The organism is Selenomonas sputigena, from assembly GCF_026015965.1.
Classification (GTDB): domain Bacteria; phylum Bacillota; class Negativicutes; order Selenomonadales; family Selenomonadaceae; genus Selenomonas.
On record NZ_CP110383.1, the window covers coordinates 2,050,114 to 2,075,777 of the forward strand.

General features: G+C 59.2%; 13 protein-coding genes and 1 pseudogene. 1 reads left to right on the plus strand and 13 read right to left on the minus strand.

Features of this window, described 5'->3' with window-relative positions; all coding sequences use genetic code 11:
• Positions 1-43 precede the first annotated feature (43 nt).
• The 10 genes and pseudogenes from OL236_RS10000 to OL236_RS10045 form a co-directional block, all read right to left on the minus strand.
• On the minus strand, positions 44-628 hold the full coding sequence (locus OL236_RS10000) for a TerD family protein (RefSeq protein ID WP_265070494.1): 585 nt from the start codon (positions 626-628) through the stop codon (positions 44-46).
• Position 629: 1 nt separating this feature from the next.
• Entirely contained in the window at positions 630-1,319 is a 690-nt protein-coding gene (locus tag OL236_RS10005) for a TIGR00266 family protein (RefSeq protein ID WP_006192732.1), read from the minus strand.
• Positions 1,320-1,426: 107 nt separating this feature from the next.
• The gene (locus OL236_RS10010; protein ID WP_265070495.1) at positions 1,427-2,005 is read right to left on the minus strand and encodes a TerD family protein; all 579 of its coding nucleotides are present in this window, start codon (positions 2,003-2,005) and stop codon (positions 1,427-1,429) included.
• Between the two features lie 156 nt (positions 2,006-2,161).
• On the minus strand, positions 2,162-2,767 hold the full coding sequence (locus OL236_RS10015; protein ID WP_006192729.1) for a TerD family protein: 606 nt from the start codon (positions 2,765-2,767) through the stop codon (positions 2,162-2,164).
• A 1,090-nt stretch (positions 2,768-3,857) separates the two neighbouring features.
• Positions 3,858-4,406: pseudogene (locus tag OL236_RS12535) on the minus strand (TerD family protein); the annotation flags it as partial.
• A gap of 143 nt (positions 4,407-4,549) precedes the next feature.
• Positions 4,550-7,186: a calcium-translocating P-type ATPase, PMCA-type gene (locus OL236_RS10025; protein ID WP_265070497.1), complete on the minus strand. Its 2,637-nt coding sequence runs from the start codon at positions 7,184-7,186 to the stop codon at positions 4,550-4,552.
• A 728-nt stretch (positions 7,187-7,914) separates the two neighbouring features.
• Entirely contained in the window at positions 7,915-8,175 is a 261-nt protein-coding gene (locus OL236_RS10030) for a hypothetical protein (protein ID WP_265070498.1), read from the minus strand.
• A 26-nt stretch (positions 8,176-8,201) separates the two neighbouring features.
• On the minus strand, positions 8,202-8,543 hold the full coding sequence (locus OL236_RS10035; protein WP_071530756.1) for a type II toxin-antitoxin system PemK/MazF family toxin: 342 nt from the start codon (positions 8,541-8,543) through the stop codon (positions 8,202-8,204).
• Complete coding sequence (locus OL236_RS10040; RefSeq protein ID WP_009645784.1) at positions 8,530-8,721, minus strand: hypothetical protein; 192 nt, start codon at positions 8,719-8,721, stop codon at positions 8,530-8,532. The genes OL236_RS10035 and OL236_RS10040 overlap by 14 nt, the downstream gene beginning before the upstream one ends.
• A 112-nt stretch (positions 8,722-8,833) precedes the next feature.
• Entirely contained in the window at positions 8,834-10,072 is a 1,239-nt protein-coding gene (locus tag OL236_RS10045; protein ID WP_265070499.1) for an S-layer homology domain-containing protein, read from the minus strand.
• Positions 10,073-10,355: 283 nt separating this feature from the next.
• Here OL236_RS10045 and OL236_RS10050 point away from each other — a divergent pair, with 283 nt between their 5' ends.
• Positions 10,356-11,219: an Rpn family recombination-promoting nuclease/putative transposase gene (locus tag OL236_RS10050; RefSeq protein ID WP_265070500.1), complete on the plus strand. Its 864-nt coding sequence runs from the start codon at positions 10,356-10,358 to the stop codon at positions 11,217-11,219.
• A gap of 73 nt (positions 11,220-11,292) precedes the next feature.
• On the opposite strand, the gene OL236_RS10055 is transcribed toward OL236_RS10050, so the two are convergent.
• From OL236_RS10055 to OL236_RS10065, 3 genes are all read right to left on the minus strand, one after another.
• Positions 11,293-21,999, minus strand: a complete 10,707-nt coding sequence (locus OL236_RS10055) for a filamentous hemagglutinin N-terminal domain-containing protein (RefSeq protein WP_265070501.1) — start codon at positions 21,997-21,999, stop codon at positions 11,293-11,295.
• 157 nt (positions 22,000-22,156) lie between these two features.
• Positions 22,157-23,968 carry a ShlB/FhaC/HecB family hemolysin secretion/activation protein gene (locus OL236_RS10060; RefSeq protein ID WP_265070502.1) on the minus strand — a complete coding sequence of 604 codons (1,812 nt, stop codon included), beginning with the start codon at positions 23,966-23,968 and terminating at the stop codon, positions 22,157-22,159.
• A gap of 747 nt (positions 23,969-24,715) precedes the next feature.
• Positions 24,716-25,606, minus strand: a complete 891-nt coding sequence (locus OL236_RS10065) for a transposase (protein ID WP_265070503.1) — start codon at positions 25,604-25,606, stop codon at positions 24,716-24,718.
• Positions 25,607-25,664: the final 58 nt, after the last annotated feature.

The following is a 25,664-nucleotide window of genomic DNA, read 5'->3' on the forward strand; positions in this document are numbered from 1 at the left end:
AAAACGGGAGGCGCAAGGCCTCCCGTTTTTTTCCAATGCTTTGTCAGACATTCACGCCGTACGCGCGGCAAAGGGCTTCCAAGCCGCCCTGATAGCCCGCGCCGACCGCGTTGAACTTCCATTCGCCGTTGTGCCGATAGATCTCGCAGACGACGAGCGCCGTCTCGACGGAGAACTCCTCCATGAGATCGAAGCGCAGAACCTCCGTACCCTGCATATCCTGCGCGTTCGCCATGCGCGCGACACGCACGTAGGCGTTCGATACCTGTCCGAAATTCTGCTTGCGCACCTGAGCCTCGTAAATCGTCACGGTGATGGCGATCTTGTCGACGTCCGCCGGCACTTTCGTAAAGTCGATCGTCAGAACCTCGTCGTCGCCCTCGCCCTCGCCCGTGAGGTTGTCGCCCGTATGATGCACCGAGCCGTCCGGGCTGTCGAGATTGCCGTAGAAGATGAAGTCCTCGTCCTTTCGCACCTTGCCGTTCGCGCCCAAGAGGAACGCCGAGGCGTCGAGGTCGAAGTCCGCACCGCCGTCGTACTGGTTGACGTCCCAGCCGAGGCCGACGAGCGCCATCGTCATGCCCTTGTCGAGGCTCACGCGCTGTCCCTTGGAAAGATTCACCGCCATGTCATTTTCCTCCCTTTCTCACGATCTCCTGAATCCACGTCTCAAAGCCCGACGGATTCCTCGTCTGAATGAGCACGGGACCGGGCCCGCGGAAGCGGCACACAAGGCATTCGCCCGACATGACGCTCGAAATCCAGCCGTTCGACGCCTTTTCGATCTTGTAGTTCATGTAATCGGGCCATGCGACGAGGTGGCCATTGTCCACGATGACCTCCTCGCCCGCTTCGAGGTTCAGCACGTGAATGACGCCGTAGCTGCTCAAGAAGGCAATGCCCTTGCCCGTGAGCTTCAAGAGGAAGAAGCCCTCCTGCGAGAAGAATCCCTGCATGAGTCCCTGCATCTTCGAGTCGATGTTGACCGTCTCCTCCGCCGCGAGGAAGCCGCCCTTCTGCACAATCATGCCGTAGGAGCCGTCCAAGGCGACGTCCATGATGCCGCCGGGCAGCGGATGCCCGAAGAGAACCTTGCCCGCACCGCGCGAGGCGACGAGACGCTGCAGGAAAAAGCTCTCGCCCGTGAAGACGCGGCGCATGATGCCGCCGAGCACGCCGCCCTCCATCTTGCCCTCGACGTCGACCGTCGCATCCATCGCGATCATCGCATCGGATTCCGCCTTGATCGCCTCGCCGTGGCGCAGCGAGCACTCGACCACGGGAAAAGCTTCAGGATATAAGATCTTGTATTCCATCATCGCACCCCTTTCGATGGAAGAAGCTGTGCACGAGTCCGAGAGACTTATGCACAGCCCCCTTCTCTCGCCTTCCCCGAGGGGAAGGCTCGCCCAACAAAAGAACGCGCTTATACGTTAACGCCGTAAGCCTTGCCGAGTGCGCCGAGGCCGCCGCTGTAGCCCGCGCCGATGGCATTGAACTTCCACTCCGCACCCTGGCGGTAGAGCCTGCCGACGACGACCGCCGTCTCGATGGAGAAGTCCTCGCCGAGATCGAAGCGGATGAGTTCCTCGCCCGTCGCCTCGTTGACGACGCGGATGAAGGCGTTCGACACTTGGCCGAAGTTCTGCTTGCGCTCATCGGCCTCGTAGATCGTGACCGTGAAATCGATCTTGTCGATCGAAGCCGGCACCTTCGAGAGATCGACCTTGATCTGCTCGTCGTCGCCCTCGCCCTCGCCCGTGAGGTTGTCGCCCGTATGCTCGACGCCGCCCGACGCGTGCTTGAGGTTGCCATAGAAAACGAAGTCCGCATCGCTCGTGACCTTCTCGTTCGGTCCGAGAAGGAACGCCGAGGCGTCGAGGTCGAAGTCAGAGCCGCCGTCGTACTTGTTCGTGTCCCAGCCGAGGCCGATCAGAAGCTTCGAGAGACCCGGATTGCCCTTCGTCAGATCAACTTTCTGTCCCTTTTTCAAACTGATTGCCATGAAGATTCCTCCTTATGCGTACATGCGGAAGCCGCCTGCAGCCGCACGGTCAAAAAGCGCGGCAGAGCGGGCGATTTTCCTGCCCAGGCACATATCGTGCCGCTTCATGGGAACAAACGAACCGTTCCCTATATCAAGCCGCAAGGGCATGATGTCTTACTGATAGCGCCGCGCCAGCTCGTTCAGTCCCTTGTCCTTCGTGCCCTGCCCGATGGCGTTGAACTTCCACTCGCCGTTATAGCGGTAGATCTCGCCGAAGATCATCGCCGTCATGCCCGCGTAGCTCTCCGAGAGGTTATAGCGGCAAAACTCCTCGCCTGTCCGCTCGTCGCATATACGGATGAAGGCGTTCGCAATCATGCCGAAGTCCTGCTTTCTCGACTCGCAGTCGTAGATGTTGACGACGAAGACGAGCTTGTCATAGTCTGCGGGCACAGCGGTAAGATCGACGAGGATCTGCTCGTCGTCGCCCTCGCCCTCTCCCGTGAGGTTATCGCCCGTATGGACGATCGCACCAGACGGATGCTTGAGGTTGCCGAAGTAGACGACGTCCTTCTTCCCCGAGAGGCGTCCGCCCTTGCAGACAATCACGCTCGCGTCGCAGTCGATGTCGGGCGCAGAGCCGCCGAAGATCGAGCCGAAAAGCCCGCCTTTCTTCTGCTCGACGGGATCCCAGCCGAGCCCGATGCGGATGCGCGAGAGCGCCTGACCGTCCGACTTCTTCAAGTTTACCTTCTGTCCTTTTTGCAGATTCACGCCCATGTGCCTGCCTCCTTGATTTCTCCTTGCGATAAGAATATCTCATGCGGAGCAGCCGCTCTGCGAGCGCCGCTCCATGAAAACAATTTCCCTTATTTAAAAGAATTCGCCCTGCCGCCGCCTTTTCCCTTCATGGCTTTGATGAAAATTTCTTTCATACGCCCAGCGCCTTCCGTCGAAGCAAGGCGGCTGCTCGCAGCGAAATCCTGCACGCTCAGTCCTTGCTGCCCGCCTCCCAGCGAAGCCCCCAGTGATACGCCTCGTCCATGCTCTTGTGTCCGCTGAAAAAGTGCACGAGCTTCTCGACGCTGAAGGTGTCGTTGATGTTTTCAAGCATGGCGATGGCGCACATCGCCTTCGACGAGCCGTACTCGTCCATGCGCACGATGATGTCGGGGCTGCCCGGGCACTTGACGGTCACGACGCCGTCCGCCTGCTGCCAGTTGGCGACGCCCTCGTAGATGAACGTGTAGACGAGGATGCGCTTGATCTTCGATGCCATCTTGCCGTTGACGCGAAGCGTCTCGCCGGCAGCATTGCTGCCCGTACGGTCGTCGCCGTCGAGCGCGATCCAGGGGCGGCGCGAAAGGCTGCCGAAGTCATTGCCGAGCGCCTGCACGCAGCCGATCTCGCCGTCTTGAAGCTCGTAGAGGCAGCCGAGATCGAGGTCGATGTCGCCCGCTCCTCCCCCGCCGCCGAAAATGGAGGCAAGAAGCCCCTGCTTCTTCGTCTGCGGCTGCTGATGCCAGTTGAGGTTGATGGCGATCTCGCCGAGTCCGCCGCCGCCCTTGACGAGGCTGACCTTCTGCCCCTTCTTGAGCTCGACCTTCTTCGGCGCGGTCGGCGACTGCACGGGCGGCACGGCGGTCGGTACCGGCGGCACAGGCGGTGCGCCGCCGGGTCTGCCGAGGTTCAGCGGCGCATGCGGCGCAGGGGCGGGCGCAGCGCCGGGCCTGCCGAGATTCAGCGGCGGACGCTGTGCGAGCGGCGCAGCGGGCGCGGGCGATGCCGGCGGCGCAGGCGGTGCGGCAGGACGCGGCTGTGCGGTTGGCGGCGCGGGCGGTGCGGCGGGCGCGGCTCCCTGCCCCTCGCCGACTTCGACGCCGAAGTTTTTGCACAGCGCCTCCAAGCCGCCGCTGAATCCCGCGCCAACGGCGCTGAACTTCCACTCGCCCTTGTAGCGGTACAGCTCGCCGACGACGATCGCCGTCTCCACGGAGAAGCCCTGCCCGAGATCGTAGCGCAGAAGCTCCGCGCCGCTCGCCGCATCGAGAACGCGGATGTACGCGCCCGCGACCTGGGAGAAATTCTGCCGCCTGGCGTCCGCATCGTAGATTGTCGCCGTCACGGCGATTTTTTCGATGGACGCGGGAACGGCGGCGAGATCGACGCGCACCTGCTGCTTGTCGCCGCCCGAAGGCGCAGCGATATGCTCGACCGCACCCGAAGCATGCCGCGCGTTGCCGTAGAACACGAAGTCCGCATCGCCCGCGACTTTTCCCCCCGCGCCGAGCAAAAACGCCGCCGTGTCGAGATCGATGGCAGAATTCGCCTGCCAGCCCATGCCGACGAGCACGCTCCGAAGCCCCGCGTTGTTCTTCGTCAGATCGGCTTTCTGTCCCTTGCTGATGTTCATACCCATGCTTTTCCCTCCCGTAGAGTATAGAAATCACGGATAAATTCAGCCGCCCATCTTCGCACATCCGGACGACCTCATTTTATCAGCGCTTCCTATAGAGCGGCGGCGTCGATGCTCTCCACCGACGCCGCCTTGCAAATATTGAATTACGCCTTGCCTGCGACCATCTTGCGCAGCAGATCGATCGGCACGATCGTCACCGCCATGCCGAGCACGAACGCCCACTCCGTGAGCGTCAGGCCGTAGCAATGCAGGATCTCGCCGCCGAGGTACGTCATGGCGACCTGGATCACGACGATCAGACCCATGACGCGCAGGAATCCCGGATTGTGCGAGATATTGTCAAAGAGATTCTTCGAGTCGGTGCGTGCGTTGAACGCATTGAACACCGCCATGAAGATGAAGAACGCGAAGTAGCCCGTCAAGAGGTAGTGATTCGCCTCGTCGGGGCGGAAGTATGCGTGCGCCGCGCCGCTCATGAGGAAGTAGAGACTCAGCGCGAAGCACCAAAGAGAGCCGACGCCGATGGAAGACACCATATACTTGCTGATGATGCTTTCATCGCGCTGCTTGGGCTTTTCGTCCATGAAGCGGCGCAGAGCCGGCTCGCCGCCGAAGGCGAGCGCCGCGAGCGTATCCATGACGAGGTTGATCCAGAGGAACTGCGTGATGGAAAGCGGCGTCTCCATGCCGAGAAGGGGCGCAGCGAAAGAAATCATGACAGCCGCGACATTGATCGTCAGCTGGAACACGATGAACTTCCTTATGCTGTTGTAGATCGTGCGCCCGTAGAGGATCGCACGCGCGAGCGACTTGAAGTTGTCATCGAGGATGACGATGTCGCTCGCCTCCTTCGCGACTTCCGTGCCGCTTCCCATGGCGAAGCCGACGTCCGCCTTCTTCAAGGCGGGCGAATCGTTGACGCCGTCGCCCGTCATGCCGACGACGAGGTTCATCTCCTGCGCGAGGCGCACGAGGCGGCTCTTGTCGGTCGGAAGCGCACGCGCCACGACGCGAAGACGCGGCAGAAGCTCCTTGACCGCAGCATCGTCGAGCGCGGCAAGCTCGTCGCTCGTCATCGCGACATCGTCATCGCGCGAGAGAAGACCCGCTTCCCTCGCGATGGCGCTCGCCGTGTCCTGGCGGTCACCCGTGATCATGACGACCTGCACGCCCGCACTATGCACGCGGCGGATCGCCTCGACGGACTCGGGACGCACCTCATCGCGGATGCCGACCGCGCCGACGAAGACGAGGCCGCTCGCAGGAAGCGTGCCGTCCGCAGGAATCGCACCCTCGTAGACGGCGAGCGCCAAGACGCGGATGGCACGCGCCGCAAGGGCGTCGATACAGTCCGTGATCGCCGCCCTATTCGTCAGCGACTTCTTCTCGCCATTCGCATCGTAATACGAGTCGCAGAGCGCGAGGATCTTCTCGGGTGCTCCCTTCGCGAGGGTCACGCTGTACTCGCCCGCGACCTCCGAGAGCGAGTACTTGTTCTTGCTGCTGAAAGGCACGGCATTCTTGACCTTCTCGTCCATCGCCGCGCTGTCTGCCGCGACGAAGCCGAAGATCGCACGCTCCGTCGCATTGCCGCCGACGGCCTCCTTGCCGTTGATGACGGCACTCGTATTGTAGCGCACGCTGAGGTTCACGAGCTTCTTGAGTCCCTCGCCCAGCTCGTTGTAAGCGGCATACTGCGTGCCCGCACCATCGACGAAAGCGACGGCTTCGAGCTGTCCCTTCGTGATCGTTCCCGTCTTGTCGCTAAAGAGCAGGTTCAAACTGCCCGCCGTCTCGATGCCCGAGATCTTCCGGACGAGCACGTTGTCTTTGAGCATCTTGCCCATGTTCTGCGCCGAGACGATGGCGATCATCAAAGGCAGACCCTCGGGCACGGCGACGACGATGATGATGACAGCGAGCATGACCGCGTCGACGAGGTCATGCGCGACGACGAGCCAGTTCGAACAGTACGCCATGATACGCGCCATATCGAAGCCGTTGTGGATGATGAGGCGCTGAAACATGAAGGCGATGGCGATCGCCACGCCGCCGATGTAGCCGAAGTTGCTGATCTGCTTCGCGAGATTCGAGAGCTTCACCTTCAAGGGCGTGTCGCGATCCTCGTCCGCCTGCAGCTCGCCTGCGATCTTGCCGTAGAACGTCTTGTCGCCGAGCGTCGTCGTGCGCATCACGGCATTGCCGCCGCAGACGACGGAGCCGCGGAACACCTTGTGCGGGTGGAGGAAGTCCGAGCTTTTCTCCACCTCCGTATCGCCCTCTGCCGCCGGCGTCTTCGCCGCTTCCTTCGCCTCGCCGTTCAATACCGACTGATCGACCTGGATCGAGCCGTCGCAGACGACGCCGTCCGCCGGAATCTTGTCGCCCGTCTGCAGCAGCACGAAATCGCCCATGACGATCTCGTCGATGGGAATCTCCGTCAGCGTGCCGTTGCGGTACACCTTACACTTGATCAGCGACGCTTCCTCCTGCAGCTTCTGGAACGCATTCTCGTTCTGATACTCCGAATACGTCGCGACCGTCGTCGCGAGGATCACGGCGAGCGCGATGCCCACGGACTCATACCATGCGACCTGTCCAAGGATCGCGAAGACGACGTTGATGACGAGCGCCACGCAGAGGATCTTGATGATCGGATCATCAAAGCTCCCCTTGAGCTTCTCCCAGAAGCCCTCGCCCTTCTGCTCCGTGATGCCATTCGTACCGTGCCGCTCGCGCGATGCGCGAACCTCTTCATCCGTCAAGCCTTGAATCTTCATATAATCTCTCCTCATCAAAATAAAGACAGTCGATATTATTGTACTATGAAAGCCCAAGAAGTCAAGTCCAACGGGCGTAGACTGATTGGCCGCTTTCATGTAAGGGCGACGCACAATGCCCACAAAGTGGACGTTTGTGTGTATAGCTTACTATGAAAGTCCAAGAAGTCAAGCCCGAAGGGCGTAGAAGAACGACTTGCACACAAACAGTCAGATATGCTATACTAGGGGTGGCAAAGGCAGTTAATGACTTAATCGGCACACGAAAAGCCCCCAAGCTAGCATCTTGGGGGCTTTTCTATTCCCGTATTGCAGGTGGTGCTGAGTCGTCCAAGAGGCAAGCCCACGGGGCGCAGGTGATTGGAAAACGACTCGTATGTGAAAACGTCCCGCAAATCAAACCCGAAGGGTGCAGATGCGCGGTTGACGTTGACCACTCTTAATCCCTAGGCTCGTCGCCGTCATCTCTCTCATCGAGCCATTTGCTGATGCAATTGGCAATTACGCCAGCCATGATAGAGAGCAGAAAGGCAGTCAATGACATCGGCACCCCCCTTTCCATTGCCATGTATAGGGGCGGCAACGCATAAAGTATAGCATACTTCAGCATATCTCGCCACAGCCCTCGATGCTAGGGACCAACTTCATGTAAGGGCGGCGCACAAACGTCCACAAAGTGGACGTTTGTGCGTGTAGTTTGTAAAGATCATCCCATCAAAGCCAGCCTCTCACCCTTTGACGAGCGCCGCATACTTCGCCCGCTCCGCCGCCGGAATCTGCAGCACATCCATCGCCTTGTCGAGCGAAACGCCCATGTTTTTCATCATGTTGCCGAGAGAAAGCGCCACGCCCTTTTCCACGCCCTGCGACAAGCCTTGCGACAGTCCTTGCGACAAGCCCTCTTGTCTGCCCAAGCGCAAGCCCTTTTCCAGAGCCTCCTCGGCTCGTACTTCCAAGGCACGTTCTTGATCCCATACGAAATTCAGCATGTCGAAGACCTCCTGGCAGGGAAGCACTAAATTTCATGATTCTCCATATACTGCATCAATAATTCTGTGATATTCTCCCAGTCCTCCTCCGAAATGATTCCTAATTTCTTCCGAAAATCCGAAACAGGGACAACGATTGTCTTTGAAATGCGCGCTGTCGATGAATGGTCAAGCGGTATTTCCTTCCAATCAAACACCTCAATGTCATATTCGTCCCTCGCAAAGGTCGACGTAAATGGTACAGACATAACGACTGCTTTCTCTTCATTGACATCAATCACAAGAACGGGTCGATATTTCCCTCTCCCTGGCTTATCTTCATAGCCCACCCATGCAGACCAGACTTCCTTAGCCTCAACGTGCCGCAATGCATTCCGCTCCTTCGGGATCGAAGTTACGCGACCGCGCGGTTCCCTCGGCATCTTTCATCCATGGATCATCAGAAGGAACGAGACAATGTCCCTCGGCATCATGTTTGCAGTTTGCATAAGCTATTTTATATAGCTTGTCTCGATTTTCTTCCATAAATTTCTTGAAATCACGCATGGATTCCACCTCCCACCTGTTTCCATTATAGCAAAAAACGCACCAAAAAAGAACCCCCGCGAATGCGGGGGTTCTTGCATCATCGCGCCGAAGCACGATGCTTTTCGACTTCTTAGAAGAAGTACTCAAGGCTGCCGTAGAAACGGTTGAGCTTTTTGTCATCCGAAAGCTGCTTGCCGTTGAAGTACTTGAGCGTGCCAACAACGTTCTTTGCGAACGTGTAGTCGCCGCCGACTTCCCAGCCCTTCTCGCCCTTCTTGATGGCATCAAAGGTCGGGTTAAAGGCAACATCAGTACCGAGACGACGGTATGCGACGAAGAGACCGAAGCTGTGCATATTCTCCTGCTCCGCGCCCTTGTAGGAAAGCTGGGCGTTCCAAGCGCGATCAGTAACCGAATTGTCTGCTGTCGTATTCTTCCAATAGCCGCCATTCAGAGAAGCCGTCTTGGCGAAGTTGTACGTCGCACCGATGCCCCAGATATTGTTGTAATCGTTGCCCAGCGATGCGCGGTAATACTCAGCAGCTCCCGAGAATTCTTCCGAAGGCTTCCACATGACATTCAGACCCTGCACATTCGAGGGAGCACCAGCAGCATCCTCACGAATCTCTCTAGCGCGACCAGCAAGCAACGTGCCAGCAAGCGTCTGATCCTTGCCGACCGTGACGCTAGCACCCGAGAACTCGCCATCGAATACAACGCCCTGCTCGGAATAGTAAGGAATCAAGCCTGCATTGATATCCGTGATGCCATAGTGGCCAGCAACATAGGCACGCGTGAGCTTGACGCTGTTGTCAGGGTTGTTCCCATTGTCATCTTCCTTGCCCTGATCGCTGTTAGGATTCCAGTGTGCATCAAGACGAGCCTTGACCTTCCAATGATCGTTGACCGTAGCCGTCGGCTCAAGGCGGAACTTAAGATCATGATCCGTCGTCGCATCTTGGCCATCCTTCTTCGTACGCGTGTACTCGTACTGCAGCTTGCCTTCCCACTTGACGTTGTCGATGCGGCTCTCAAGGTTCGAGACGCGGACGCCGAGGTTGTTGAGCTCTTCGCTGAACTCAGCGGCAAGGCGGTCGATCATGGCCTTCTGCTGTGCATTGACCTGGTCTTCCTTCGCCATGGCCTTCGCGACCATCTGTGCCATCTCGTAACGCGTGATCTCGTTCTGGCCGCGGTACGTGCCGTCGCCATAGCCCTCGATGACGCCGTCATCGGCGAGCTGGGCTACTGCATCGTATGCCCAATGGTCGGCAGGAACATCGCTGAACGGGTTCGCCGCAGCGAACGTCGTCGAGGCTGCACCGACGACAAGAGCCGTCGTGAGCGCTGCTGTGAGAGTCTTCTTCATGAGAAACTCCTCCTTTAAGATAGATAAAAATTTGGCTGCGAACCAAAGCTCCAAGGAGGCTTCCTCTGAGTGTCCATGTTTCCTCAAGCTCAACCTCACCCGTATCCTCGGTTCGTGAAACTAGAATAGCACAGCTCAGAGGAAAACGCAAATGAAAAAATCATGAAGAACGAAATAGGGGGTTTTCGTCCTAAGGATAGTGGAATATGCGCCACTCTGTTTCGCTCTCCTTCTTGTTTCCTCCTTGTGGTTCATAGTATAATACAGACAAGGAGGTGACTCTGTGAGGAGAACGAAACGTTCCTATAAGGATTCCCTGTTCCGAGATATTTTCAACAACAGGGAACGTCTGTCGGAAATCTGCGAAGCCCTTCTCGGACTCAAGGCAACTCCCCGGGACATAACGCTCGCCACCATTGACGAGACGCTTTTCAGCGGCATCAAGAATGATGTAGGCTTCATCGTCCGAAACGAGTATGTGCTCCTTGCCGAGCACCAAAGCACCGTCAATGCAAACATGCCCCTGCGGCTCTTCATGTACCTTGCGGAAATATATCGTCAATATGTGGATGAAGATGCTGTCTACAAAAAAGAATCCATCGCCCTGCCAGCACCGAAATTCTATGTATTCTATAACGGAAGCACGGAAATGCCTGACTGTTGGGAACATCACCTCAGCGATGCTTTCGGTGGGCGCAAAGGCGATATGGATCTAAACGTCACCGTTCTAAACATCAACGACAAACCGCAGCGCCCCATTTTAGAAAAATGCCCCTCGCTCAAAAGCTACAGCGTATTCGTCGCACAGGTGCGCGAGCACGTCAAAGACGGCGGCACATTAGAGTCCGCCATAGGCGAGGCGGTACAATACTGTATTACGCATGACTATCTGAGAGACTATTTCCGCCAAAAACATACGAAGGAGGTTTTCGATATGCTGAATTTCGCCTGGAATCAAGAACGCGCTTTGGAAGTGCGGGCCGAAGAAGCCATGGAAAAGGGATTGGCTCAAGGCGTGCTGCAAACGACGACCGCTTCCATCTGCCACATCATGAAAAGCTTCAACGTATCGATGGAAAAGGCGATGGACGTGCTTCAGATTCCGACGGCAGAGCGCGCGAAGTACGCTCAGCTCGTCAAAGGCTGATCTTGCATCACAAAACATACAGCCATAGAAAAAAGCCCCTTTGCGGGGCTTTTTTCTATGGCCTGCGGCCAGCTTATTCTGCGCTTTCGTCGAGTTCCTTGAAGATGTAGACGGCGCGGATCTCCACGGGAGTGACGCCGAGGTCCTCGATGGCGGTCAAAAGACCGGAGGCGAGGACGGCGCGCTCGGCCTTTTTTTCCTTGCCGACGACGATGTTGAGCGCCGCATCGTCCTTCGGGTAGAGCGTGACGATGCCGTTGCCGAAGGTGACTTGGAAGGCGCCGTTCTGCGTCTGGTAGAGGAAGCTAAGTGCCTTTTCTGCCGAGCTTCGGATTTCCTTGGGATCGGGAATCTCGACCTTCTTCGAAGCAGGCTTGATGGCGAGTTTGCCTGCGCCATAGTTGACGGAGTAGATGCCGTCAAGGTCACGCGAGCCGCCGTCCGTGAAGAGGACGGGGATGGCTTCTGCCGTGCCGCCCGGAATCTCGTCGTGGATACCGTAGTTGCCGCGCGTCTTGGCGAGGTCGAAGCCGAAGGAGCCGTCCGCGCCTTCGACGTAGTCGTGCGCTTCGGATGCGCCGCCCGACGCGACGACAACACGGCTCTGCCAGCTCGTCGCCGCCAGATCTTTCGGCATGTCGACGGCGATGCCGTCGGCAAACGATGTATCGTGCAGCTGCTCAGCAGACGATACGCCTACAACTGAGCCTATGCCGGCGCTGGTATTGCTGCTGCCGGTGTTGGCACTACTGCCTGCACTTGTGCTGCTTCCTGCACTTGTGCTCGTACCGCCGCCATTGCTCGCACCGACGGTTTTGCCGCCGACGCCGCCCGTGCCGCCAAAGCCGCCGGCGCTGCCTCCGCTTGCGCTTGTACCGCCGAAGCTGCTCGCACCGCCGCCCGTCGTGCCGCCGATGCTTCCTGCACCGCCGCCCACGCTCGTGCCACCGACACTGCTGCCGCTTGCGCTCGTGCCACCAATGCCGCCCGACATGGCACTGACACCGCCCATGTGACCATGACTGAGGTTCGCTACGATCTGGGACGCTGTGATGCTGCCCGTCGTTACCGCCCTGCCCTCGGGCGTGCTCATGTCGAAGCCGCGCAGATGGATCTTCAATGTGCCGGGCGCATAGCTGAAGCGATAGTTGGAAAGCGCCGTCGCACCTTGATAGCCTGCATTGACGGAGGCGGGATCGACGTGGATGACGCCTGCATGAAGCCCCGACGCCGTCTGCGGCGTGATGGCGGCATCGTAGTAGGTCGTGACGCCCGTGAGGTTGTCGCCCGCCAAGAGACCGCGCTCTGACATAAAGTCGCCGCGCTCGACCGTGTATTCGGTGACGACGGGATTCGGCTCACCGTAGTCGCGCGAAGCGCTGCCCGCCGTGACGAGGACTTCGCGCGGCACGATGGCAAAACTGCCGTCCGCATGGTGAATCACGTAGTTCGATGCAAAACCCGAGCCGAACTGCGCGTCAGAGACGCGCGTCCAGAGGTGCGGCGTGCCCGCGTCCGTCGTGACGGTCGCCAGCGGATCGATCGTCTCCGTGATGGAGGAAATCGCATCGCCGTTCACCAGTCCCGTCGTCGCATCGGTCTGGCGCACATTGATCCGGCTCGTGCCGTTCACATAGTGCGCCAGACTGTTCGCTGCGCCGTAGGCGCGGCTCTTGTCGCCCGCCTGGATATAGAGGTCGCGCTTCGTGATTGCAAAGCCACCGTCGACGTAGTGGATATTGTAGTTCGACGCCTTACGATTGCCCATGAGGCGTGCATTTGCGATCTGCGTCTTGAGTCCCGCCGTGCCGGCGTTCGTCGTAACGAGGGCGTCCGTCGATTCATCGACATCAGCGACCGCGTCGCCGTGCACGAGTCCCGTCGTCGCCGTCGCAGCGTCGGCGCGGAACTTCGATGTGCCGCCCGTGTAGACGGCGGTCGAGTTCTCCGTGCCGTAGATGCGCGTCTTGCTTCCCGCACGGAGCGTCAAGTCGCGCGGCGTGATGGCGAAGCCGCCGTCCTCGTAGGAGATGTCGTAGTTCGCGGCATTTCCCGTGCCGAAGACGGCATTTGCTATCTTCGTCTTGAGTCCTGCCGTTCCTGCATCCGTCGTCACGGTCGCACGCGAATCAATCGTCTCCGTGACGGTCGAAACCGTATCGCCGTTGACGAGGTTCGTGCCCGCCTTGACACGGAAGAGTCCCGTGCCATTGACGTAGCCCGCCGTCGTGTTCGCCGTGCCGTAGATGCGGCTCTTGTCGCCCGCGACGAGTGTCAAGGCACGCTTCGTGATGTTGAAGTGTCCGTCAACGTAGGTGATGTTGTAATTGTTTGCCGTCCCCGACGAGAAGTGCGCGGCGCTCGCCTTTGTCCAAAGACCTGCCGTACCGGCATTCGTCGTAACGGTTGCTGTCGGGTCAATCGTCTCCGTCACATCGTCAATCGCATCGCCGTTGACGAGTCCCGCCGTCGCGGTAGCCGCAGCGACGTTGACCTTCGCCGTGTTGTTGATATAGCCCGCCGTTGCATTGGCGTCGCCGTAAGCGCGGCTCTTGTCGCCCGCCGTGACGGTCAGCGCACGCTTCTTGATGGTCAGCGTGCCGGGATCGGACGTGATATGGTAGTCCGTCGCAAGGCTGCGGCTGCCCGCGGCGAGCGCCGCACCCTTCAAGGTCATCGTGTAAGTGCCGACGCCCGTGCGCTCGGTGACGTCATTCGTACCGTCGGTCGCCGTGACCGTATACTTGGCGAAGCTGTCGCCCGAAAGGAGCGTGCCCGTATGCGTCGTGCTCGACGTCATGGTCACGCTGTCGTTCGACGTGCCGTAAATGCGCTCGCCGCTCGGCGCGGTGAAGTGAATGTCGATGGGCTTAATGGTGAGCTTGCCCGGAACGTACTTGAACTTGTAGTTCGTCGCGGAAAGCGTGCTGTTTTTCAGGTCAACACTGTATTCGCCCGCATGGACAGCGCCCTGCGCGTAGCCCGTCGTCTTCGTCGCGTCCGCAATCGGGGTATAGGAAACAGCCCCCGAGAGCAGTCCCGGCGTCGCCGCCGTCTGGCTGTTCGCGAAGTTCGTGAAGGTAACGCCGTTCATTCCGGTGTAATTGTGCGGATTGCCGTTATAGTCGACGGTCTCCGTCTTGCCCGTGACCGTGACTTCGCGCGGCACGATGCGGTAGTCGACCGTAATCTTGTAGTTGAGGTCGTTATGCCCCGTATAGGTGATTGTCTCATTGGGAATCGTGGAAGCCGACCCGTAGGTGCGTGCACCTGCACGCATGGTCACATCATTTGCCGCATTCGTCACCGTGCCGTCTGCCGTATGGATGTCGGCATTGACATTCGTCTGGTCCGTTGTGCCGAAACTATGCGTATTTGAATCACCAACATGGTCACGGATATAGTCGACCTCAGCCTTATCGAGCGCACGGCGCTTCTCGTTGCCGTCGTCCTGGATATAGAAGCCCGCAGTCGAGTTGAAGAACGCCGAGTTATCGTCGCCATAGGCACGCGTCGAATAGAGCTTCAGCTCGGGCTGATACCTGTAGAACATCGCGTTCTGACCCGCAGGAATCGTGACCGAGCCACGCGCCGTGTAGTCCGTGCCATAGCGGCGGAACTGGAATACAAGCCCGTCGATCTCGTTCTCGACGGAGTCCTCCGTATGCACGACATAGCGCTGACCGGGGTCAGTTTTGATGGCGTTCGCGCCGCCCTTGTTCTTGAAGGCGCCGCCCTTCGCCTCGATGAGGACATCGGACGTGCCCGTGCCGACGATCTGCCCGCCGGGCGCAATCGTGACGTTGCCGCCGTCCTTGTTCTTGATATTGATGGCGGCGTTATTCCCCTTGATAACCCCCGTGACGTTCGTTCCGCCCTTCGTCTCGACGGAAACGCCCGTCGCGGACGTGATATTGCCGAGATTCTTGATCTCGTTCGGCCCCGTGAGATTTACGTTATGTGCATCTACTTCGAGCGTCGGAACGGATTTCAAGACACCCGTCGAGGTGATATCTTTGTTCGTCTTGATGGATACGGCATCGGCAAGCCCCTCGGGCAGGTCGACATTACCGACCTTGATATCGCCTGCATTCGTTCCGCCGATGCGGATTTTGCGGAAGCCCTTGCCGTCGGGGTTCTTCTGCAGAAGCCCCGTGCCGCTGAAGATGTCGGAAGGAAACGTAGGATCGGAGGCAGAGCCGCCCGCGCCGGGCGTGCCGAAGTTGAGCGTCTTGCCCGGCGTATAGGTGTCGAAGGACACATCGCCGTGCCCCGTGATCGTGCTGCCGTTCGCCGTGTTGAGCTTGTCCGCCTGGATGGCGACGTTACCGTCATGATCGCGGTCGGCGCCGTCGGCATTGATATGCGCATCGTCGAGATTGACTTCACGGCTGGCGACGGTATAGTCCCTGCCGTGCGTCTTGATCGAGCCGGAGAGGTTGACGCCGCCTTGGCCGCTCGTGATCGCCTGCTGGATGTTGACGGTGAACGGCATGTCGATCGTGCCGCTCTGATAGAGACGTCCGCCGCCGCCACGGTCGCCGATGTTGATGATCTCATACTCCCAGAACTGACGGTTGTTTCCATTGAAATACTTGTCGAGCAGCGAGAGCTTCGCGGAATCGTTCACTTCGCCGCCGAGCTTGATGTCGCGATCGTGCGAGATCGGCAGGATATTGAGCGCCTTCTTTCCCTTCATCTTGCCGTTGAGGTCGATCGCGTCGGTCTTGAGCGTGAGTGCGCCCGTGCCCGTATCGACATTGCTTCCCGCCGCCGTCGTCAAATTCTTCGATTCGAGTGCAAAGTCGTTGCCGTTCGTCCGAATGTTTGCCGAGCCGTCGACCGTCATCGAGCCTGCCGTAGCACCAGAGCGGATCGTCGTCGGATCGACGAAGTTCAGATTGCCGCCGACATTCGTCGCGCCCGTCGCGTCTTCGCGACCGAGGTAGACGTGCTTGAAGCCGTCCTTGATCTTATTGCCGCCGAAGAGATTCGCGGGCAGGGTCAGCCCTGTACCCGTCGCGCCGACGTTGAGGTTCGTCGCCGCATTTGCCTGCTGCACGGTGAGATTGCCCTTGCCCTCGACGCCTTCGGTGAAGGTCATGGCGTCCGCCGAAAGCACGACGTCGCCCGCCGTGCCGCCGGACTCACCGGCCTTGACGCCCGTAATCGTGCGCGAGGGGACGGATGCGCCCGCAGGCGTCGTGATCTCGCCGATGGTCAGCGCATCGGACTTGACCTTGACGGAGAGCGCGTCGGCGGCGAGCGTGCCGATTTCGTTCGCCTGTTCGAGCGCGATGTTGCCGCCGACGGCGGCGAGATTCGCCGCCTTGATCTTGCCCGCCGTCTGGTTCGCCGCCGTCTTGGCGTTGACAACGAGCGTCTTGCCCGCCGCAAGCGTCATATCCCCTGCGAAGTTGATGTTATCTGCTTGGAGTGTCACGTCCTTCCCGAGGGAAGAATTTTTCACATTGATCGTACCCTGCGTACCGTTGCCGATGGCGTAATGCGAGAAGTTCGGGCCGAATACCTGTGTGAACTTATTGTTCGTCAACTGCAGGTCGCCCGTCGCACCGTCGCCAAGCCCGATGGTCTTCGAGCCGTTGTACGTTCCGATGCCGAGTGTGCCCGTGCCCGTGACGGACGGACTGCTCCCGTGCGCTGCGAGGTTCGTGATATTGTTCGTATAGAGGTTCAGCGTGCTGCCCTCGCCGATGTTCATGATGCCCGCGCCGCCCGAGTTCTCGATCTCACCCGTGGTCAGCGTCACTTTGTAGTCCTTGCCGGAGCCGTCCGTGCCGACCTTGAGTCCGCCCGCGCCGATGACCGTCTTGCCCGTCTCCGCTGTCTTGACGACGACGCGGTTGTTCGCTTCAAGTCCGTCGATCGTGACCGTCTGGCTGCGATTGTCGCCGAGAACCAATTCGCTGAAATCTTTGCCAAAGAGCTTGCCGTTGAGCTGGTCGCTCGTGACATGAAGCCCTGCGCCCGTAGAAGCGTTGTTGAGCGTCAAATCGCCCGCCGTCTTGCGCGTGATGACGAGACCGCTCTTGCCGACGATGTTCGTCGTATTGTCGTCCGCTGTCGGCGTGACGATCTCATCCGTATGCACGCGCAGAGCGCCGACGGTATCGGTGCCCGAGTCGAGCTGAGCGCGTGCGTCGAGCTGCAGCTTTTTGCCCGTGACATCGACCCAGACGGGTGTGGAGCCGGGAGCGACCTGCACCTTGGCATCCTCGTTCAGCACGACGTCGCCGTTTCGTGCATTGAGCGTCGCCTGTGCATAGTTGCCCTCGACCTTCAGTCTAGCTCCCTGCTCGAGATGGATGTTGCCCGCCGTTTGGATATTGATCTCTGCGCCGTTTTCCTTGCTCGTCCCGTCGACGCCTTTCACATGGACAGTCTTGCCCTGCTTGACGGTGAAGCCGCCCGTGATGACCGATGCGGGATCATGCCCCGCCTGCGTCGGATCTGCACCGATCTTGAGCTTCGTACCCTTGCCCTCGATGGTGAGATTGTCGCGCACCTCGACGCCGAGCTTGCCCGCCGCATTGATGGACTTCTTGACTGCGCCGCCGTAGAAGTAGACATGCTTCTCGCCCGCGACGTCGAAGCCGCCGAAGCCATCGAGCGTATTGTTGATCGTGCGATAGGCAATGCGGAACTCCGTGGAAGGAGCGTCTGCAGCATTGTCACTGATATAGATGTCCTGACTCGCCGATGCGCCCTTCGCCGTGACCTTGCCGTCCTTATCGCCGTTGATCTTGCCAAGGCCGAGATCGATGCCGCCCGAGAGGTCGAGCTCCAGATTCTTGACGGCGAGCGTATCACCTGCTGTCGGCAGAGTCGCCGCATGCGCCTTGATCTTCATGTCGGACTTGCCGTCCGCGCCCGCCTTCGTCGCGCCCGTCAGCGTGACGTCGCCCGTGGTCTCAATATCCGACGGCTTCTTGAACGTCGCACCCTTGATATTGATGTTGCCTGTCTGCGATGCGCCGCCGATCTTGATGTCGCCGTAATTCGCGTTGTTGATGTTCCAGTCGCCCGTGCCCGTGCCGACGTTGATGGTCTGCGACTTCGTCGCCTTTTCGAGCGTGAGCTTCTTGCCGACGTTGACCTTGTTATTTCCGAGGTCGAGATCGTCGGCTTCGATCTTCGTGTCGTTCGTGGATGTCAGATTGCCCGCGACGGTGAGCTTCTTGCCGCCATCCATCTTGATTTCCGTCGACTTCGTCTTGAGTCCGTCGACGTTCACCTTCGGCGTGACGGTACGATTCTCAACGACAGCGACCTTCATGTTCGTCCGGTTCTTGAGCTTGAGGTCGCCGTCCGCCATATCGGCGGCGATGTTTTCAATCTTGTTCGCCTGCGTGCTGAGATCCATCGAGCCTTTGCCGAGAAGCAGCAAGTTACCGACTTCGAGGGGCGCACTCTGGGAAAGACCGTCGCCTAGCGTCGCGCCCGGCGCATCGGCATGGAGCGCGAGCGTATCGGCAGATGTGCCGACGACTGCGCCCGTAACGTTGATCTTGCCCTTCGTTAGGATGCTCGTATACTTGGGCAGATTGCCGCTCGCGATGCCCGCGATGGTCGCCGTGCCGACATTGTCCTTCGTGCCGATGGCGACGTTGTAGAAATTGCCCGCCTTGAGCTTGCCGAGACCTGCATCCGAGACGAGTGCGCTCGATCCGCCGACGGTGAAATTGCCCGCCGTCTTGGGCTGAATGGCAAACGTGCCCTTCGCATTGCTGTCGGCAAACGTGACATTGCTCCAGTTCGTGACGCTGTCCGTCACCATCTTCATCGTGCCCGCGCCCGCCGCGAGGTTTGCGCCCGCAGCAAAGTCCACGGCGTTCGCCTTGAACGTCGTGTTCTTATTGCCCGTATTCGAGAGCGTTCCCGAGAACTTGAGCGTTGCGCCCGACTCGACCGTCAGCGGTGCTTTGACGTCGGCTGTGCCGATCTCGACGTTGCCCGTAGACGCATTGCCCAGATGGACTTCGCCCGTGCCGGAGTTGATGAAATCGAGGTCATTCATGTGAACATCGGCACTCGAAGAACCGACGGCGATCGTCTTGCCCGCGGTTTTCGTCTCAACCGTGACCTTTCCGTTTGCACTCGAAAGAGTGCCCTGCGCACCCGTCGGGAGCGTCAGCGCATCCGTCTTGACATCAATCGTGCCGCCTGCTGTCGATACCTTGCTCGCCGAAGCAAATTCAACAGTATTTGCTTCGAGCGATGTCGCCGCCGCGCCCGTCGATTTGACCTCGGCATTCGCATCGAGCTTGAGCGTGCCGCTCGCCTTGAGCTTCATCGCGCCCGCGCCGTTCGTGAAGCCGTACGCGCCAACGGTCAAATCGCCCGTGACGTCGATATCCGCGCCGCCCGTTGTCGTGGCAAAGCCCACTTCTTCGCCGATTGTGAAATTCGTGGCGTTCTTGAGCACAATCTCCTTCGCCTTGCCGTCGAGCTTGCCGAGGAGATTTGCGCCCGTGAGATTGACCTTCGCCTCATACGCTTCGAGCAGGAGCGAGTCCGCCGTGAGGACGCCCGCGCCTTCGATGGCGTTCTTCGAGGCAAGCGTCAGTGTACGACTCGGCGAGACCGTGACTGCGCCACTGACCGTCAGCTTGCCCGCGCCCGTGTAGATATAGAGGTCGCGGTCTGCCGTCACGCCATTCACCGTGATATCCGCCTTCTGATTTTCGTCGCCGACAATGTTCCGGCCGAACTTCCGTATCTTGCCCCCGCTCGTAAAGGTATCGCCCGCAAGGTCAAGCCCGCCCGAACCCGTGCCGAAGTTGATGGTCTTGCCCTCCGTGAGCGTCCGGATCTGCGCTGTGTTTCCGACGATGCCGGTCCCCGTGATCGTGCCGTCCAGTGCAATCGAATCCGTGCGCAGGTCGACATTGTTCGCCACAATGTTCGATGTGCCGCTGATGTCAATGCCCTTGCCACTCTCGGACTTGCCGACGATCGTGACCTTGCCCCCGCCCACAGCAATCTGCGTGCCCGCGAGCTTGACGCCCGCCGCCCCCGTCGTCGTGCTGCCCGCCATCTCGATACTGCCGTCCGCGCCGCTCAAAGAGGTTGTGCTGATCGTGGCGCTGCCGAGATCGATGCCGGAGACGCCTGTATTCGGCGAGTTCGCAAAGCCTATGCCGTTCTCAGTAAGACCGCCGCCGAGCTTGACATTGCCGCCGCGCGTCTTGATCTGCACGCCGTCTGCCACGCTGATATTGCCGCCCGCACGGTGGTTCGTATCGGAGAGGACGTCGAGATGGAGCGCGCCCGCCGTCGAGGTGATATTGGCATTGATGCTGATGTTGCCCGTCGCCTTGAGCGAGAGCGTCGCATCGCCGCCCGCCGTCTTATTGATCGCGTCCTGCACCTTGATGAAGTTATCATTGTTGCCCGTGAGGTTCGCCGTCTGGATGGTTACAGATGTACCGCTGTTCAGCGAATTGGTGACGGTCTGTACATCCGCCTGAGAGCCGGCTTCAGGATCGCCCGCCGCACGCGTCTTGACCTCAATGTCGTCGGGATCGATCAGCCATTCGCCGCCCTTGCCCGCTTCGGACGAAGCATTGACGCTTCCTGTGATCTGCACCTTCTTGCCCGAGGTCTCGACGGCGCCGCCCGCGCCCGTACCTGCACCGCGTGCCGTGATCTCGCCCGCGAACTTCGTCCTGCCGTCCGACCAGACGGCGACCGTGCCGCCCGCGGCATCCGCTGCCGTCGCATCGGCACGCACAGATGCGCCGCGCTCAACCGTGACATTCTCGGCGTGCGCGAGATCGCCCGCGCCCTGCCAGCCGCCGCCGATCTCAACCGTGCCGGCCTTCGCGCCGCTCACGTCCGTCACGCTGCCCGCCGCAAGGCGCACGTCGTTCGCCGTCATGCGGATCGCGCCCGCCTTGCCGTCAAGGCTCGCGGCACGCACGACGCCCTCCTGATTGACAGCAGAGGAAACGAGCGCGTCGCCCGTCGCCGCTGTCATGAAGACGAGTCCGCCATCCGCTTCGACGATGCCTTTGTTCGTGACGCTCTCTTTCATCGCCGCTTTCGTCGGTACGACCGCAACCTTGCCGTCGCCCGTGAAGTCGAGCGATACGGCGTCTGCCGCCGTGAGCACCGCCGCGCCCTTCTTTGCGACGATGACGCCTTCATTGACGACATCCTTGCCGAGAAGCGCGACTGCGCCCGCATCCGCCGCACGAAGCGTGCCGCGATTGATGACCTTGCCGTCATTCGGCGTACCGACGAAGGCATACTTGCCCGCCATGAAATCAGCGTTCGTAATGTTCATCGTCGAGGCTGCGATCGCGCCCGCATCGACCTCGGCGCCGGGCGCAAAAAGGACGCCCGCCGGGTTGACGAGGAAGACGCGCCCATTCGCCGTAAGCGTGCCGAAGATCTCGGAGGGATTCCCCCCGAGCACACGGTTCAGCAGAGCTGCCTGCGCATTCGGCTGATAGATATTGACGCGCTCGTTTGCCGCGATGTTGAAGCTCTGCCAGTTGATGACGGCGTTCTCAGTCGCCTGATGAATCGCCATCTCCGCCTGACTCTTGGCGATGTCGGCAGTGCCCGCCGCGACTTCACCGCCCTGCGGCAAGGCGCTGGCAGGGCTGCTTGTGCCAACGAGGGCTGCGCCCGCCGCCACGATGCCGACGCCGCCCAAGAGGGCACGGCGCACGTTCTCCTGCAGGCGCAGCAGGAAGGGATTGCTCTCGCCGCGCTCTTTCCTCGCGCGGCGCTGCTTTTTCATGAAGCGCATGGGTATTTCTCCTTTTTCGTCTGAAACCGATATTGGGGAATCACGGATAAATTCAGCCACCCATCTTCACGCATCTGGGCGACCTCATTTTATCAGCGTTTCCCTTGAACGTCCGAGAGGTCAAGCCATGCAGACCGCCCGGCTCTCTATTAATATATTAGAAGAATTTATACAGTTGAAACCAGAACCTGCCGCTGCGATCCGTGTCGGAAACCGCCTTTTCATGGCCGATCTTCCAAGCGTAGTGCAGATGCGCGACCCAGTTCGCCTGATTGCTCCAATTCACGCCGACGCCCGCGCCGTAAAGACTGCGGCTCTGCGGCCCTGTATAGCCCAACCAACCGTTGTGGTAGAGCTTCACATGACCGCCGTCGACGAAGGCGATGAGCTGCCAGGAGTTTTCGTCGCCCTCGCGCGTCGGCAAGTTCCAGCGCAGCTCCGAAGTCCAGCGCCAGCCGTCGTCGCCCGAGGCTTCGCCGACGGGGTAGGCGCGTACGCCGTAAGGCCCGCCGAGCGAGAATTTCTCCGAGGAATCGAGGTTCTTGTTCGCCCACTGGCGGCTGTAGGAGAGGTAGAGCGAGAGACGATCGTCTATGTGCTGCAGGCGCGTCAAGTTCAAATTCCACTTGCCGAAATGACCTGCCGTCCGCGCGGTAGCGGCATCGTACCGGCGCTGCACTTCATCGTCGATGGAGAGGTCGCCATACGTGTAATTGAGCGCGAAGGTGTTGCGGCCGCCCGTCCAGATATGGTCGAGGTTGTCGCCGTTGATGCCGATGACCCAGTTTTTCGCTCCCTTGGGATTCTTGTACGCCATACCCTTCGCTTCGTCTTCAAGATCCTTCCAGTCGAAGCGCAGCGTGCCGTAGAGGTTGAAGTCGCGGCTGCGCCGGAAGTTGTGCTGCCACCAAAGGCTCACGGTCTCCGACGTGCCCGTGTAGTCAAGCGCAGAGAACGCGCCGCCCAGCGTATAGTGCGAGCGTGCGTAGCTGACGCCGACGCGTTCGCCCTGCTTGGCGATCGGCGTCGAGTAGGAAGCCGATCCCGACCACATGCCGCCGTTCGACACGATGCCGCCGACGGAGAAGAGGTCGCCCTCGCGGAACGGACTCGCGTAGTTGAAGAAGGCGCTGTACTGGTAGCGTCCCGTGTAGCGATAGCCGCCGTTGTCGACGCCGACGTAGCCCCACATGCGGTTGCCCTTGTTCTTGACGTCAATGACGATGTCCGACGTGCCCTGGCGGCTGCCCGCCTTGATCTGAGTACGCGCCTCGACGCGCGAGAGGTCATTGGTCAGCCAGACGCCGCGGTTGAGCGCTTCCTTCTTCACGAGTTCGCCCGAAGAAAGCCCCATCTCGCGCCGAATGGCATTTTCTGTCAAATACGAATTGTTGTTCACGATGATCTTGTCGTAGCGCCCGGGCACGATCGTAAAGTCGACCGCGCCATTCGCGAAATCCTGCGGCGCGAGGTAGGCGAAGGCGACGAAGTACCCTTTGGAACGCAGGTATTTCGTGACCTCCGCCGCCTGCTCTTCGAGGTCGGCGAGACGCGCGTACTTGAGCTTGTGCGGCTTTAAGAGCGCACGAAGCTCCTCGTCCGTCACGGGGTTCTCGCCCGAGAACGTGTAGCGGCGCACGAGGATCGCGCTCTCCGCAGCCTGCTGCTCTGCCTGCCGCGGCGCAGGGGCTTCCACGCCCGCTCGCGTCACGTCCGGCGAGGCGGCTGCCTCCGCTCCCTCGGTCTTCGGCACGTCGACGGCGCTCGCACCCATCATCGGCGCTTCGCCCGCCGCTGCACGCACCATGGCACGCTGCGCATCGCCCGCCGCATCTGAAACCGTTCCCGCTTCAGCGCAAAAGGGGGCGAGCACAGCGCTGACCAAAGCGAGCGTGACGGCAAAGGACAGACGCCTGCATCGCTTTGCGACAGACCTGTGCCGCATTTTCTCTGCATCCTGCATCTTCATTCGCATCGTTCCTTCCATGACTTGCCATCGTTCTTCACGACGGCTTCCAAAAGTATCAACCGCACTTGTATGCTATATATTAGCATAATTCGGGCTTTTTTCCTAGCGGATATTAGCTATTTCTTTGCAGCCTTGCAAAAATAGGGATTTTTGACCTATGCGTGGGCGAGGATTCTCTTTTCAAATGGCATCCCCAAATTGCCTGCCGTATGCTATTATGTAACTGTACGATTTCTTGTCGTTCGTTTTCCTCGTAACGATCTCCATCGTTGCGCTAAAAGCAAACTTTCAGGACATATGTTCATCCGTCACTCCAAGCGATATGGTTTGCCTTTACGCCGCTTCCTGCGATGGTCTCATCAAAGAGGCACGCTGTACATATGTCCTCACGCCTTACAGAAACCTAGCCAATCGGTCTGCGCCTTCGGCTTGACCTCTTGGGGTTTCATGGTAAAATAAGAACACCCCGCCTTGAGCGTCCAACTTAGGCGGGGTATTCTTTACCACAAATAAGACGGGGACTGGCCGTTTATCGGTAGCACCCTTTTCATGTTCATGATACGACACGCTGCGCCTTGCGTCAAGGAATCACTGATAAATTCAGCCACCCATCTTCACACATCTGCGCTGTCCTCTCGTCGCATGCTTCCGACGGGTAAAAAAAGGAGGAGTCTCGCACGCGATGTGCGGCTCCTCCGTATCGCTCTATCGCGAATGTGAGATTCCTCCGATATGCACAAGATGCACTCAAAGCAGACTATGCCTCCTGCCAAGCTCCTGCACGCGCTCCATGGAGAACTTTGAAAGGCGCGCGATGGTTTCCAGCGGCAGCTTGTCACGCAGCATCTCCAAGACAATAGCGACCTTCCCTTCCTCGCATCCCTCGGCACGCCCACGTTTCATGCCGCGCTCGATGCCTTCTTCAAGGATGGCTTCTTCAAAGTCTTTTTGATTCCATTCAAAATTCACCATATCGACAACCTCCCTTTCGTGTTGCTGCAAAAATTCTGCCATGATATCATGTTCTTCGCAATATCGCATGGCCTCGCGAATGGCTTGCGCCCTTGCCATGCCGCTCGTCATATTCTTTTTGATTCGATCGATGAAGAAGCTATAGTCATGAAGCGTTCGGCTTTTCTGGAGGAGTATTTTCGTCTCGTCGTAGCTGATATTGTGGAAGCATACCTTCAATTCCAGGTTGATATTTTCATCCGACTCCGGCTTCCTATACGCATCGGACAGCTTCATCTGATACGTTTCAGGCATATCGCCGTCTCCCGAATAGAATACATGGAATTCCGGCGCGGGAAGTTCGATCCGCGTGTTCTGATACAGCTTCTTCGCGGGTACGTATTGACGCCATTGTTCACAGACATAGTAAAGGCAACGCAATGCCATGTTCTTGTTCGCCGTGCTCTGATGCTCCATGAAGATCAGATGCTGCTGTGCCAGCAAGAAGGATATGTCATTCTTGATCTGTGACAAGAAGGTTCCGTCAAGCGTCACGATCTTCAGCGGATCTCGGGCATAGGAACGTCCATGCAAAGCGCCCGCCACTTCTTTCAGGCGTTGTTCATCATTGAAGTAGAGGCGGAATACCGTATCTTGATACTGTCTGCCTTTCGCTTCTTTTTCCATGGCTGCTTCTCCGTTTTGCAAGCGTTGTTCTTCTGTCTCCCATTATATCATATATCAT